General features: G+C 75.1%; 12 protein-coding genes. 6 read left to right on the forward strand and 6 right to left on the reverse strand.

Annotated elements, in window-relative coordinates:
- From eccCa to D7193_RS21350, 3 genes are all read left to right on the forward strand, one after another.
- Complete coding sequence (gene eccCa / locus D7193_RS21340) at window positions 1-3,993, forward strand: type VII secretion protein EccCa (RefSeq protein WP_120781232.1); 3,993 nt, start codon at window positions 1-3, stop codon at window positions 3,991-3,993.
- 73 nt (window positions 3,994-4,066) lie between these two features.
- Entirely contained in the window at window positions 4,067-5,398 is a 1,332-nt protein-coding gene (mycP, locus tag D7193_RS21345; RefSeq protein WP_120781233.1) for a type VII secretion-associated serine protease mycosin, read from the forward strand.
- A 44-nt stretch (window positions 5,399-5,442) separates the two neighbouring features.
- Complete coding sequence (locus D7193_RS21350; protein ID WP_120781234.1) at window positions 5,443-6,192, forward strand: phosphatase PAP2 family protein; 750 nt, start codon at window positions 5,443-5,445, stop codon at window positions 6,190-6,192.
- A 4-nt stretch (window positions 6,193-6,196) separates the two neighbouring features.
- Here D7193_RS21350 and D7193_RS21355 read toward each other — a convergent pair whose 3' ends face one another.
- The 6 genes from D7193_RS21355 to D7193_RS21380 all read right to left on the reverse strand — a co-directional run bounded on the left by D7193_RS21355 (window position 6,197) and on the right by D7193_RS21380 (window position 11,462).
- Window positions 6,197-7,375 carry a MarP family serine protease gene (locus D7193_RS21355; RefSeq protein ID WP_120781235.1) on the reverse strand — a complete coding sequence of 393 codons (1,179 nt, stop codon included), beginning with the start codon at window positions 7,373-7,375 and terminating at the stop codon, window positions 6,197-6,199.
- A gap of 62 nt (window positions 7,376-7,437) precedes the next feature.
- Window positions 7,438-8,106, reverse strand: coding sequence for an NUDIX hydrolase (locus D7193_RS21360; protein ID WP_174242705.1), 669 nt, complete (start codon window positions 8,104-8,106; stop codon window positions 7,438-7,440).
- A gap of 20 nt (window positions 8,107-8,126) precedes the next feature.
- Window positions 8,127-8,741 (reverse strand): TlpA family protein disulfide reductase, encoded by a 615-nt coding sequence (locus D7193_RS21365; protein WP_120781237.1) that lies wholly within the window; start codon window positions 8,739-8,741, stop codon window positions 8,127-8,129.
- Complete coding sequence (gene nth, locus D7193_RS21370; RefSeq protein ID WP_377456104.1) at window positions 8,738-9,550, reverse strand: endonuclease III; 813 nt, start codon at window positions 9,548-9,550, stop codon at window positions 8,738-8,740. The genes D7193_RS21365 and nth overlap by 4 nt, the downstream gene beginning before the upstream one ends.
- A gap of 38 nt (window positions 9,551-9,588) precedes the next feature.
- Window positions 9,589-10,743 carry a CapA family protein gene (locus D7193_RS21375; protein ID WP_120781239.1) on the reverse strand — a complete coding sequence of 385 codons (1,155 nt, stop codon included), beginning with the start codon at window positions 10,741-10,743 and terminating at the stop codon, window positions 9,589-9,591.
- 56 nt (window positions 10,744-10,799) lie between these two features.
- Window positions 10,800-11,462, reverse strand: coding sequence for an adenosylcobinamide amidohydrolase (locus tag D7193_RS21380; protein ID WP_120781240.1), 663 nt, complete (start codon window positions 11,460-11,462; stop codon window positions 10,800-10,802).
- Window positions 11,463-11,681: 219 nt separating this feature from the next.
- Between D7193_RS21380 and D7193_RS21385 the strand changes: the two genes are divergently transcribed.
- The 3 genes from D7193_RS21385 to D7193_RS21395 all read left to right on the forward strand — a co-directional run bounded on the left by D7193_RS21385 (window position 11,682) and on the right by D7193_RS21395 (window position 14,144).
- Complete coding sequence (locus D7193_RS21385) at window positions 11,682-12,359, forward strand: Crp/Fnr family transcriptional regulator (protein WP_007073398.1); 678 nt, start codon at window positions 11,682-11,684, stop codon at window positions 12,357-12,359.
- Window positions 12,360-12,501: 142 nt separating this feature from the next.
- Complete coding sequence (locus D7193_RS21390) at window positions 12,502-13,245, forward strand: metallophosphoesterase family protein (protein ID WP_120781241.1); 744 nt, start codon at window positions 12,502-12,504, stop codon at window positions 13,243-13,245.
- A 293-nt stretch (window positions 13,246-13,538) separates the two neighbouring features.
- The gene (locus D7193_RS21395; RefSeq protein ID WP_120781242.1) at window positions 13,539-14,144 is read left to right on the forward strand and encodes a TetR/AcrR family transcriptional regulator; all 606 of its coding nucleotides are present in this window, start codon (window positions 13,539-13,541) and stop codon (window positions 14,142-14,144) included.
- Window positions 14,145-14,161 lie beyond the last annotated feature (17 nt).

Here is a 14,161-nt window from a genome sequence, read left to right on the forward strand (position 1 = left end):
GTGTCCACGGTCGTCATCAAGCGCCCACCCCGCCGGCCGGCGCCGGAGATCCCGGTCGGTGAGCTGGCGGTCGAGGCCCCGCCGGAGATCCCCGCGGTGACCGGCGGCCGCTGGCAGCAGCTGCTCATGGTGCTGCCGATGCTCGGGGGCACGGTGGCCATGGCCATGATGTTCGGTCGCGGCGGCGGCGCCTACGCGTACGTGGTGGGCGGGATGTTCGGCCTCTCCTCGCTCGCCATGCTGGTCACCTCCTGGGGCAGCGCCTCCGGCACGCCCCGGAAGTCGGAGATGATGGCGGCCCGGCGGGAGTACCTGCGCCACCTGACCGCCCTGCGCCACCGCGTACGGCACACCGCCGGGCAGCAGCGGGCCGGCCTCTACTACCGGCACCCCGATCCGGGCCGGCTGTGGTCGACCGTGGCGAGCCACCGGGTGTGGGAGCGCCGGCCCGCCGACCCCGACTTCGGCGTGGTCCGGGTCGGCCTGGGGCCGCAGACGCTGGCCACCCCGCTGGTCCCGCCGGCCACCCGGCCGTTGGAGGAGCTGGAGCCGATGACGGCCGGCGCGCTACGCCGGTTCCTCGACGCGTACTCGGTGGTGCCCGACCTGCCGGTGGCACTCTCGCTGCGCAGCTTCGCCCGGGTGTTCGTGCGGGACACCGCCGGGGCGACCCGCTCGGCCGAGCGGAGCACCGCGCCGGCCGCCGACGGCGGCCCGGACGCCGGGGCCGCGGCGCGTGGTCTGGTCCGTGCCGTGCTCACCCAGCTGGCCGTCTTCCACGCGCCGGACGAACTGCTGGTCGCGGTCTGCGCCGGCCCGGAACGGCGGGCCGCCTGGGAGTGGGTCAAGTGGCTGCCCCACGCCCACCACCCGAGCCGCACGGACGCGCTCGGCCCGGTCCGCCTGGTCACGAGCGCCGCGGTCGAGCTGGAACGGCTGCTCGACGAGGTGCTGGGCAGCCGCTCCCGGTTCAGCCCCGCGGGCCCGGCGACCGACGGGCCGCACGTGGTGGTGGTGCTCGATGGAGGTGACCTCACGGGCGCCACCGACCTGACCGGTGACGGCGGGATCGACGCCGTCACCGTGCTGGACCTGGACACGCCGCCGCCCCGGCTGCTCGACCGGTACGCGCTCCTGCTCGACCTGCGCGACGGGCGGCTGCACTCGTACTCGGCCGACGGGCACGCCGAGGTCGGCACCGCCGACCGGCTCGACCTGGCCGACGCCGAGGCGGTGGCGCGCAGGCTGGCCCCGCTGCGCCTCGCCGGCGCCGCCCGTGGCCCGGACGGCCCGGCGCACGCCGACCCGGGCCTGCCCGACCTGCTCGGCCTCGGCGACCCGCGGACGTTCACGGCCGAGCAGGGCTGGGCGCCCCGCCCGGCCCGGGAGCGGCTGCGCGTGCCCATCGGGGTGGGTGTCGACGGCGGCGCCGTGGAGCTGGACCTCAAGGAGTCCGCCCAGGACGGCATGGGCCCGCACGGGCTGCTCATCGGTGCGACCGGCTCCGGCAAGTCCGAGCTGCTGCGCACCCTGGTGCTCGGCCTGGCCGCCACGCACAGCTCCGAGCAGCTCAACGTCGTGCTGATCGACTTCAAGGGCGGCGCCACGTTCGCGTCGTTCGACCGGCTGCCGCACACGGCGGCCGTCATCACCAACCTGGCGGACGCGCTGCCGCTGGTGGACCGGATGGTGGACGCCATCAACGGTGAGCTGGTCCGCCGGCAGGAGCTGCTGCGCCGGGCCGGCTCCTTCGCGAGCCTGCGCGACTACGAACGCGCCCGGGCCGCGGGCAGCCCGCTCGCGCCGCTGCCGTCGCTGCTGCTGGTCTGCGACGAGTTCTCCGAGCTGCTCTCCGCCAAGCCGGACTTCATCGACCTGTTCGTCCAGATCGGCCGGTTGGGCCGGTCGCTCGGCGTGCACCTGCTGCTCGCCTCGCAGCGGCTCGACGAGGGACGGCTGCGCGGGCTGGACACCCACCTCTCGTACCGGATCGGGTTGCGTACCTTCTCGGCGCTGGAGTCGCGCACCGTGCTCGGGGTGCCGGACGCGCACGAGCTGCCCCGCACCCCGGGTCACGGTTACCTGCGTTCCGGCACCGAGCCGCTGGTCCGCTTCAAGGCCGCGTACGTCTCGGGTCCGCCGCCCCGCAGCGGCCCGGCGGACGGCCGCGGCGCGACCGGCTCGCACCGGCTGCTCACCTTCACCACCCATGTCGTGCCGGCGCCCGAACCGGCCGCCCCGGCCCTGTCGGCGGCCGCCGAGGAGGGCCGGGAGAGCCTGCTCGACCTCCTCGTGGACCGGCTCACGGGCCAGGGTCCCCCGGCGCACCAGGTGTGGCTGCCCCCGCTCGACGAGCCGCCCGCGCTGGACGACCTGCTCGGCCCGCTCACGGCCGACCCGGCCCGTGGCCTCACCACCGCCAACCCGGACGTGCACGGCGCGCTCGGCGTCCCCGTCGCCATGGTGGACAAGCCGTTCGAGCAGCGGCGGGACCTGCTCTGGCTGGCGCTGGACGGCGCGGCCGGGCACGTGGCCGTGGTGGGCGCGCCGCAGAGCGGCAAGTCGACGGCGCTGCGGACGCTCGTCTGCGCGCTCGCGCTCACCCACACCCCGGGCGAGGTGCAGGTCTACTGCCTCGACTTCGGCGGGGGCGGGCTGGCCGCGCTGCGCGACCTGCCGCACGTCGGCGGGGTCACCGGGCGGGCCGACCCGACCGCCGTCCGGCGCACCGTCGGCGAGGTCGCCACCCTGCTCGACGAGCGGGAGCGCCGCTTCGCGGAGCTGGGTGTCGAGTCGATGGCGGCGTACCGGCAGCGGCGGGCCGGTCTGACCGGGGCCGGCCAGCCGGGCGTCGACCCGTTCGGCGACGTGTTCCTCGTGGTGGACGGGTGGACCACGCTGCGAGCCGAGTACGACGACCTGGAGCCGCTCATCACCGACCTGGCGACCCGGGGCCTCTCGTACGGAGTGCACGTCGTGACCACCGCGCTGCGGTGGCTGGACTTCCGCCCCGCGATCCGGGACCTCTTCGGCTCCCGGGTGGAGCTGCGCCTGGGCGACCCGGCCGACTCCCTGCTGGCCCGCCGGGCGGCCGCGAACGTGCCGGAGCAGAGCCCGGGGCGCGGCATCACCGCGGAGGGGCTGCACCTCCTCACCGCCCTGCCCCGGCTCACCGACGGCGACACCGCCGACCTCGTGAAGCGGGTCGCCGACGCCTGGCCCGGGCCGCCCGCCCCGCGGGTGCGGCTGCTGCCGCCCGCGCTCCCGTACGCCGATCTGGACCTCACGGCGACGACCGGGCTGCGGCTGCCGGTCGGCATCGCGGAGGCCGACCTGCGGCCGGTCGTGCTGGACTTCACGGTCGAGCCGCACTTCGTGGTCTTCGGCGACGCCGAATGCGGCAAGTCCTCGTTCCTGCGCGCGCTGGCCGCCACGATCGTCGCGCGGTTCACGCCCGAGCAGGCCCGGGTGATCCTCGTCGACTACCGCCGCAGCCTGCTCGGCGCCATCGCGACGGACCACCTGATCGGCTACGGCACGGCGGCCGCGCACACGGCCGACCTCGTCGAGTCCGCCGCCGGCTACCTCGCCCGCCGAATCGCCGGCCCCGAGGTCACGCCGCAGCAGCTGCGGGACCGGTCGTGGTGGTCCGGGCCGGAGCTGTTCGTGCTGGTCGACGACTACGACCTCGTGGCGGCCGGGCCGGCGAACCCGCTGCGGGCCCTGGAGGAGTACCTCCCCCAGGCCCGGGACGTCGGCCTGCACCTGGTGTTGGCCCGCCGGTCCGGTGGCGCCGGCCGGGCCCAGTACGAGCCGATCGTCCAGCGCCTGCGCGAGCTGTCCACGGCCGGGCTGGTGATGGCCGGCAGCCCGGACGAGGGGCCGCTCGTCGGGCCGGTCCGTCCCGGCCCGCTGCCACCCGGCCGTGGCCGGCTGGTCACCCGACGCGAGGGCGTACGCCTCGTCCAGCTGGCGCACCTGCCGGCGCAGTGACCGGTGTCCACGGATCACCCCAGGATCGGCGTGAGACCCGGTAATCTCCGATCGTCGTGGTGTTGGTGCGGGAATGGTTGAGGATGTGACTGGGGTTCGGCACAGCTGCCCGGCAGCGGCCCGACGGATCGCCGGCCGGGCGCTGCTCGGCGTCGCGGCGACGGCCGTCGCGGTCGCCGGGCCGGCGGTGCCCGTCGCCGCCGAGGTTCCCGCGCACGCGGTCACCGGGGTGCCGGTGGCGTACGCGCCGGGCGACGCCGCCGACCGGCCGGACCAGGTGCGCGACGAGCAGTGGCAGCTCGACGAGTTGAACGCCACCACGGCGTGGCGCACGTCGACCGGGCGCGGTGTCACGGTCGCCGTCATCGACTCCGGGGTGGACGCCACGCACCCCGACCTCGTCGGTCAGGTGCTGCCGGGGCTGGACCTGGTGACCCCCGACGGCGGCCCGGAGGCCGACCCGGTGGGCCACGGCACCACGGTCGCGGGGCTGATCGCCGGGCGCAACGACGACAAGCGCGGGGTGGTGGGCCTCGCGCCCGACGCCCGCATCCTGCCGGTCCGTGTCCTCGACGACGAGAACCGCTACGACGACGCGATGATCGTCGCCCGGGGGGTGCGCTGGGCGGTCGACAACGGTGCCCGGGTCATCAACCTGTCGCTCGGCGGCAGCGGCGACAGCCCGGCCCTCGCCGCCGCCCTCGACTACGCCTTCGCGCGGGACGTCGTGGTGATCGCCTGCACCGGCAACCTCGCCAGCTCGACCACCACCAAGGTCTGGTACCCGGCCCGGGAGCCGGGCGTCATCGCCGTCGCCGGCCTGGAACGCAGCAGCGAGAACCTCTGGTCCGGGTCGATCACCGGCCGGGACACCGTCCTCACGGCGCCCGCCACCGGGCTGGTCGGTGCCCGCCCGGGCGGCTACTGGCGGGTGCAGGGCACCAGCTTCGCGGCGCCGCTGGTGGCCGCCACCGCGGCCCTGGTCCGGTCCCGCTACCCGCAGATGTCGGCCGGCGAGGTGGTGAACCGGCTCGTGACCACCGCCCGCGACATCGGGCCGACGGGCCGCGACGACCGGTTCGGGTACGGCCTGGTGGATCCGGTGGCCGCGCTGACCGCCGACGTGCCACCGGTGACCGGCAACCCGCTCGACGACAACGCGTCCCCCGGCGTGGTCGGCTTCGGTTCGGCGCCGGGCCTCGGGCCGGACGAGTCGGTGGCGGGTGCCGGCGGTGACCCGCTCGGGCTGGGCGCGTCGCGGCAGCACACGCGCTGGACGGCCCGTCCCGCCGGCGTGCAGGACGAGTCAGCACCGGAACGGTTCTGGACGGGCGCCGCGCTGTTCGTCGCCCTGCTCACGGGTGCGGCGCTGATGGTGCGCCGGTTACGCCGGCAGCACCGCTGACGCGCCGGCGGGCCTGACGACGCGCGCCCGGGTAGAACTGATCCATGAGCACGCCGGGCCCGCGCACCCTCGTACCCGCCGAGCGGCCGTCCTGGACGCGCCGCCGGCTCGACCGGGACCACGCGCTGGGGCTGCGGCTGACCGTCGCCGCGGTCGCCGCCTTCCTGGTGCTCGTGCCGTTCGCGCTGCTCGCGGTGCTCGTGCTCGGCGCGTGGCCGCCGCTGCACCGCCTGGACGCCGCGGTGACCGGCGCGCTGCACGGCTACGCGCTGGACCATCCGGGCTGGGTGCGGTTCATGACCGTCTGGACGGACGTGTTCGCGCCCATGCCGCTGCGGGCCGCCGCGTTGGTCCTGGTGATCTGGCTGGTGCGCCGGGGCGCGCGCCGGATGGCGCTCTGGGTCGCGGTAACCATGCTCGCGGGCGGGCTGCTCGGCCCGCTGCTCAAGCTCCTCGTGGGCCGGGACCGCCCGGACCTGCTCGACCCGGTGGCGCGGGCCGCCGGGTACGCCTTCCCGTCCGGGCACGCGCTCAACGCCACCCTCGCGGCCGGGGTGGTGCTCGTGGTGTTCCTGCCGTCCGTCCGGGGCGGGGGGCGGCGCGCGGCGCTCTGGGCCGGGGCGCTGCTGCTCGCCGCGCTGACCGGGTTGAGCCGGGTGGCCCTGGGTGTGCACTGGACCAGCGACGTGATCGGGGGCGTGCTGCTGGGTACGGCCGTGGTGGCCGCCACCACCGCAGTCCTGCCCACCTGGCGTCCCGTGCCGGACGGCGCGCGTACCCGGCCCGACCGCTGACCGGTCAGGTGCACTCGCCGGTGCCGGTGGCGCGGGTGCGCTCGGCGCCGGCCAGGGCCACGGGCCGTGCCTCCGCCGCGGTCACCGCGAACCCGGTGTTCGGGTCGTCCGCCGCCGCCGCGAAGATCACCCCCAGCACGAGCCCGTTCGAGGAAACCAGTGGGCCGCCGGAGTTGCCGCTGCGGACGAGTGCCCGGATCGTGTAGATCTCCCGGGTCACGTCGCGCGAGGAGTAGATGTCCGGTCCGGTGATCCGGTCGACGTCACGGACCCGGGCGGACTGCGCGTTGTACGGGCCGTCCAGCGGGAAGCCGAGCACGATCGCGTCCGAACCGGTGCCCGCGTTGCCGGCCGCGAAGCGCATCGACGGGCCGGGCAGCCCCGGCACGTAGAGCACGGCCAGGTCCCGGTCCGGGTCGTAGACGACCACCTCGCCGTCGTACCGGTCGCCGTCCAGTTCCACCGCCACCGAGCGGGTGCCGGCCACCACGTGGGCGTTGGTCATCACCCGGTCGTCGGCGTACACGAAGCCGGAGCCCTCGATCCGGCGGGAGCAGCTCGGCGCGGAGCCGAGCACCTTGACGACCGAACGCTTCCCGTTGACCACCACCTGGGAGCCGGCGAGCGCCGGGTCGGGTGGGTCCACCTGCCGCGCCCGGGTGGGCGCGAGGTCGCCGAAGACGTCCGGGAAGCCGTTGGTGTCGACCGTGTCCCGCAGCGCCGTGGAGAACCGTTGGGCCTGGTCCGGCAGGACCCGGTCGACCACCGTGAGCAGCGCGCTGTTGCGGACCGAGGCGGCCAGCCAGGGCAGCGAGGACGAGCCGAGCGGGACGGCGACCAGCCAGGCGACCAGGAGCACGGCGAAGAGCGACACGAACGCGCCACCCACATCGTCGATCTTGCGGAAGACCTGGCCGGTTATCGCCGCGCGCAGGCTGGAACCGAGCCAGCCGGAGAGGGCCTGCGCGGCCACCGCGAGGCCGAAGACCGCCACCAGGGAGATGAGCACGCGCGTGCCGCTGTCGACGAACTGGCGGGCGAGCAGCGGCCCGACCTGGAGGCCGACCAGCGCGCCGAGGAAGAAGCCGGTGAACGACAGGGCTCCGATGACGAAGCCCTGACGGTATCCGCTGATCGCGAACACGAGCATGAGCAGCAGGAGGACGAGATCCACGGCGGACACGGGTCAAGCGTACGGGCAGCGGGCTCGTCGGATGACCATCGCTAGCGGAAGGTGACGTGACGTCAGCGCACGGGAGTCTCGTCGACCTCGTCCGTCCCCGCCGAGGGGGCGGGTGTCGCCCCGGTGGGCGGCAGCTCGACGAGCCGTCCCGGCGACCAGGGCCGGGTCCAGCCGCCCATGTCGAGCAGGGTGCTCAGCACCCCCGCCGTGAAGCCCCAGACCAGCATGCCGCGGACGGCGAAGGCCGGGCCGATCCAGCCACTCGGGTGGCGTACGCGCACCCGGTTCGCCGGGTCGACCAGCTCGGCGATCGGCAGTCGGGCCACGTGCGCCACCTCGGCCGGCTCGCAGGGGTGCACCGGGTGCGGCGCGTGCCACCAGGCGAGGACCGGGGTCACCACGAACTCGCTGACCGGGATCCAGAGCTTCGGCAGCTCGGCCAGGACGCTCACGCTGCCCGGGTCGAGACCGACCTCCTCGTTCGCCTCGCGCAGCGCGGTCGCCGGGGCGTCGGCGTCGTCCGGGTCGGCCGCGCCGCCGGGGAAGGCCGGCTGGCCGGCGTGCGTACGCAGGGTCGCGGCCCGCTGGAGGATGAGCACGTCGGGGCCGGTGCCCGGCTGCTCACCGAGCAGCACCAGCACCGCGCTCTCCCGACCGCCGCTCTCCGGCGTGGCCAGCCGGGTGAAGTCCTCGGCCCGGGCCGTGCCGAGCCGGGACAGCAGCGGCCGCATCCACTCCGGTGGTCTCGGGGTCACGCCGGCACCGCCACCCCGAGGTGCTCGCGGACCAGCGCGTCGAGGCGGGCGTCGTCCAGCGCGCCGGACGTGTCGGTGTGCCGGACCCGCCCCTGACCGTCGACGAAGAGGGTGAGCGGGAACGCGTTGCGGTTGAGCGCCCGCTGCAGCGCCTCGCCCTGGTCGACCAGCATCGGGAAGCGGACGCCGAAGTCCTCGCCGATGGACTGCGCGCCGCTGCGGGTGTCCCGGCTGTTCACCCCGATCACCCGGAGTCGGCCGTCGGCCCGTTCGCTGAGCCGCTGGAAGGCGGGCAGTTCGGTGCGGCAGGGCGCGCACCAGGACGCCCAGATGTTGACCACCGCGGGCCCGCGTACGGCCCGGAGGTCGACCGGCGCGCCGCCGGTGAAGCAGGAGAGGGTCAGCTCGGGCAGCGGGTCCCCGGCGCCGGGGGCGGTGGTGGCCCCGGCGGGGCTCGACGGTGCGGTGGTGAGCGCCGCGCAGTCGTCGAACGGCGACGGCCGCTCGGCCCGGGGGCGGGTCGGGGCCGGTTCCTCGACGCCCGTGGTGGTGCACCCCGCGGCGGCGGCGACCAGCAGCGGCAGGAGCAGCGCGGCGATCCGGCGGTTCACGGCACCTCCGCGGCGACCGCCTGGGCCGGCACGAGTTCGGGGTCGATACCGGCGGCGGCCGCCAGGTCCCGGGCCCGGGGGCCCTTGAGCAGCTTGACGGCCACGCTCGGGTCGGTCGGCCCGGTGCCGTACGACGGGCAGAGCTTGGCCAGCGTGCAGGCGCCGCACGCCGGCTTGCGGGCGTGGCACACCCGCCGGCCGTGGAAGATCACGCGGTGCGAGAGCATCGTCCAGTCGCGCTTCTCGTAGAGCGCCCCGACCGCGTGCTCGATCTTGACGGGGTCGGTCTCGGCGGTCAGCCGCCAGCGGTGCACGAGACGCTGGAAGTGGGTGTCGACCGTGATGCCGGGCACCCCGAAGGCGTTGCCGAGGATGACGTTGGCCGTCTTGCGGCCGATGCCCGGGAGCGTCACCAGGTCCGCCATGCGGCGGGGGACCTGCCCGTCGTACCGCTCGACGAGGGCCTGCCCCAGCTTCAGGAGCGAGTCGGTCTTGTTGCGGAAGAAGCCGGTCGGCCGGAGCAGCTCCTCCAGCTCGCCGCGGTCGGCGCCCGCGTAGTCAGCCGCCGTGCGGTAGCGCGCGAAGAGCTTCGGGGTGACCTCGTTGACCCGCTTGTCGGTGGTCTGCGCGGAGAGGATCGTGGCGACGGCCAGCTCCAGGGCGTTGGAGTGGTCCAGTTCGCAGTGCGCGTCGGGGTGGGTCTCGGTCAGGACCCGGCCGATCCGCCGGGCACGCCGCTTGCGCCCGAGGTCGGTCTCGGTGGCACCGGGGGAGCTACTGGTCACGCCGGCCAGCCTACGTCGCCGCACCGACGCCGCCGGGGGCCGACGCCGTACGGGAGTGGGGATCAGGCGGCGGGCGGGCTGATCTTCCCGGCGTCGTCGAACCGGGCCCCGGTCCGCGGGAAGTCGCTGCGGGTGAGCTGCTTCACCAGGCCCAGGCCGCGGTCGTCCGGGTCCATGGTCGGCTTGCCGGCCCCGTTCATGTACGTCGAGGTGAACGAGCCGCCCGCCCAGGTGCCGTCGGGCCGCAGCGAGACCTTGAGCACCCCGCCCCAGCCGAGCCGGCCGGCGTTGCTCAGCGAGTTGCCCCCGCCCGCGAAGTTGCCCAGGCTGTACGCGATCAGCCGGCCCTTGTAGAACTCCATCCCGCGCAGCACGTGCGGGCCGTGCCCGACGATCAGGTCGGCCCCGGCGTCGATCATCGCCTTGGAGAATTTGACCGGGTCGCCCCGGTTCTCGCCGAGGAACATCTCGGTGCCCGGCCGCACCCGGGTCTTGTCCGCGCCCTCGCCGCCCATGTGCACCTGCACCACGACCAGGTCGGCCATCGTGGCCGCCTTGGCCACCACCTTCTTGGCCTCGGCGACGTCGACCAGGCTGTTGGACCAGACGTACGACGAGAAGCCGGCGACGGCGATCGTGACGCCCTCGACCTCGACCACGGTGATCTCGTCGGGAGCGCCGGTGTGTGCCAGGTCGTACCGCTCCAGGGCCTTCTGGGTGTTCTCGTACCCCTTCGGGCCGTAGTCGTAGCCGTGGTTGTTGGCCTGGTTGAGCACGTCGAAGCCGGCGTCGCGAAGGTGCGCCGCGTACTCGGGCGGGGCACGGAACTGGAAGCAGCGGGTGGAGTTCGCCCCGCACTTGCCGGTGCCGGTGTCCACCGTCAGCGGCTCCTCGAGGTTGCCCATCACGAGGTCGGCCGCGAGCGCCTTCGTCACCGAGTCGAAGAAGCCCTTGCCGCCGTTGGCCGGCAGCCGGTTCGGCGCGTTGCCCATGATGATGTCGCCGGTGGCGGAGAGCGAGACGGCCTTACCGCCCGTCGGGGTGCCGCTCGGGCGCGGACCGCTGGTCACCGGCGCGCCGGTGTCGCCGCCACCCGCGCCCGCCTGCCAGACCGGGGATCCGCCCGGCTCGGCGCAGCCGGCGAGGAGCACGGCGAGCAGCGCGCCGAGGGCCAGGGCGAGCCGGCGGCGGGGGCGAGGAGGGGCGGCAGCGTACATCGCCCGCGACGCTACCGGGCGGGTTTCGGCACCACGAGGGCCGATCGGCCGGAAGTTCAGCCGGTCGGGCGATCCGACCAGGGCACCACGGGGACGGCCCCGCCGGCGAGCACGGCGGCGTGCACCGCGCGGGCCAGCGGCGCGCCCCAGGTCGAGCGCGGCCCCCCGTACGCGAACTCCGGGCCGTCGAGCGGGCAGAGCACGGTCACCGCGTCCGTCGGCGTGCCGGTGGCCGCCAGCCCCAGCTCCGCGATCGCCTGCGCCTTCGCCTCGGTGGCGGTGGCCACGGCGTTGACCAGGGCGGCGTCGCCGAGCCGCGCCGGCACGTGGACCACGATGTTGACAGTGCCGACCCGCTGGGCGAGCACGGCCGGCGCGGGTTGGGCGGCCAGGAGCGGGGTGCCGAGGCCGACGGTGGCCCAGGCCCGCACGCCGGAGTCGGCCCGGGCGACCACCTCGGCCACGTCGACCCCGGTCAGCAGGCCCACGCCGGGCCCGTCGAGGCCGAGGTCGCCGGCGAGCGCGGCCAGGTGGTCGGCCGGGTCGTCCCGGTCGTACGACATCGGCACGGTCGCGTTCACGACCCAGTGGCGTACGCCGATGCCGCCGCCCAGCGGCCCCGAGCTGACCGCGCGCAGCGGCGCGGTGGAGCGCCACACCAGCAGGGGTACGTCCCGCCCGCCCTCGTGGCGGCTGGTCAGCAGCGGCTCGCTCAGCACGCCGGTGACCCTACGGCCCGCCCGGCCGCGACCGCACCGGCGGCCCGGGGGCGGCGATTTTACTGGTCACGGGGAACGGGGGCGTTACGCCCAACGATCAAGTTTCCAGGGGTGCACCTCTGATTCCCGCTCACGTGCGCCTAGACTTGGCGGCGCGCGAGGGGACCAGCGGACGGCGGACCCGGCCGAGGGACGGCAACGCGCAACCGGAGGTGCGCGATGGACGAGGTACTGGCCCGCAGCGGGATCTTCCAGGGTGTCGACCCGGAGGCTGCCGAGGCGCTCGCCAAGGAGATGGAGACGATCGAGGTCCGCAAGGGCGAGGTCGTCTTCAACGAGGGCGAGCCCGGCGACAGTCTTTACATCCTGCTGTCCGGAAAGATCAAGGTCGGGCGCCGGGCGGCGGACGGCCGGCAGAACCTGATCGCGGTGATGGGCCCGTCGGACATGGTCGGCGAGCTGTCACTCTTCGACCCCGGTCCGCGGACGGCGACGGCCACCGCGGTGACCGACACCCGCCTGGTCCGGCTGCGGAAGCAGGCGCTGCGGCCGTGGCTGAACAACCGGCCGGAGATCGCCGAGCAGCTGCTCCGGGTGCTGGCCCGCCGGCTGCGCCGCACGAACGACTCGCTGGCCGACCTGATCTTCACGGACGTGCCGGGCCGGGTCGCCAAGAACCTGCTCCAGATGGCCGGCCGCTTCGGCACCCGGGACGGCGGCGTGCTGCGGGTGACCCACGACCTCACCCAGGAGGAGATCGCCCAGCTCGTCGGCGCCTCCCGGGAGACCGTCAACAAGGCGCTCGCCGACTTCGCCTCGCGGGGCTGGCTGCGGCTGGACGGCAAGAGCATCATCATCCTCGACCCGGAGCGCCTGGCCCGCCGCGCCCGCGTCTGATCCTCGCCGGGGCTCGCCCCGCCGCGAACAGCCCGGCCCGGACCGCATCGTCGGTCCGGGCCGGTTCGCTGCCCGGGGTCGCCCGCGTCTGCCCGGCGCAGAATTCCTGGACCGGGGCACCGGGGACGGGCACGCTGAGGCGATGCTGAACCGCGTCGCCGTCCTCTCCGACATCCACGGTGTGCTGCCCGCGCTGGAGGCGGTGCTGGCCGAGCCGGACGTCGCCACCGCCGACCTGATCGTGCTCACCGGCGACATCGCCGCCGGCCCCCAGCCGGTCGAGGTGCTCGACACGCTCGCCGGCCTCGGTGACCGGGTCTGCTGGGTGCGCGGCAACGCCGACCGGGAGCTGGTCGAGGCCCAGGACGGGCGCGAGCTTCCCATCGAGGTCTCCACGTGGGCCGCCGGCCAGCTCCTGGCCGACCACGTCGACCGGTTGGCCGCGCTGCCGCTCTCGGTGACCCTGGAGATCAACGGCCTCGGCCCGGTGCTCTTCTGCCACGCCACACCCCGGGACGACGAGGAGGTGGTGCTGGTCGACACCCGCATGGCCCGCTGGGCGGAGGTCTTCGCCGACGTGCCGGAGGAGGTGCGCACCGTGGTCTGCGGGCACACCCACATGCCGTTCACGCGGCTGGTCGACCGGCGCCTCGTGGTCAACGCCGGCAGCGTCGGGATGCCGTACGGCGGGACGGGAGCGTACTGGGCCCTGCTCGGCCCCGGGGTGCAGCTGCGCCGCACCGACTTCGACGTGGACGCGGCCTGCGCCCGCGTGGCCGCCGAGTCGACCTTCCCGGACGCGGCCGGGTTCGCCGACGAGTACCTGCGGTCCCGCCACAGCGACGCCGACGCCCTGGCCGTCTTCGCCCCGCGCGACGGCCGCTGACCGGCCTGGCGGCGCGGGACGAGGTCGTTCCGGCCGCTGTCGAGCTGCCCCAGAAATGGGGCGAGCTTCCCAGCCCAGGGGCTTCGCCGCGTCACGTCCGGCTGCCTCAGACCACCTCACGTCCGGCGCGTGCCCCAGATCTGGGGCAGCTCGACAGCGTGCGGTGGGCAACCCAGCCGGCCCACACCCTGCGTCGCCCACCGCCGCAGTCACCCGCCAGGAAACTCGTGGGCGATCCGGCGTGCAAAAAAGTCAGGCTTGACTGTTTGTTTTACGGGCGGCACGCTGTCCCCGTGCCCGCCGCATCGACCCGCGTCCCTCAACAGGAACGCAGCCGCGCCACCCAGGCCCGCCTGCTGGAGGCGACCGTCGAGTGCCTGGTCGAGCACGGCTGGTCAGGCACCACGACCACCCTTGTGGCCGCCCGGGCGGGCGTGTCGCGCGGGGCGCAGTTGCACCACTACCCGACCAAGGCCGCCCTCGTCACGGCGGCCGTCGACCATCTCGCCGAGCGCCGGGCCGCCGAGCTTCGCGCTGAGGCGGAGGCCCTGCCGGCGGGCCCGCAACGCCTCGACGGGGTGGTCGACCTGCTGGCCGCGGCCTTCACCGGCCCGCTCTTCGTCGCCGCCCTGGAACTCTGGGTGGCCGCCCGCACCGACCCGGAACTGCGCAAGGCCCTCGTGCCGCTGGAGGCCCGCGTGGGCCGGGAGATGCACCGGCTCACCGTCGCGCTGCTCGGCGTCGACGAGCGGCGCCCCAACGTACGGGAGGCGGTGCAGGCCACGTTGGACCTGCTCCGCGGCCTGGGCGTCGCCAATCTGCTCACCGACGACTCGTCCCGTCGTACCGCACTGCTGACCACCTGGAAGCGCCAGCTCGCCACGCTCCTCACGCCCTGACCGGCCCGCCCGTGCGG

It is taken from the genome of Micromonospora costi, assembly GCF_003626655.1.
GTDB lineage: Bacteria > Actinomycetota > Actinomycetes > Mycobacteriales > Micromonosporaceae > Micromonospora > Micromonospora costi.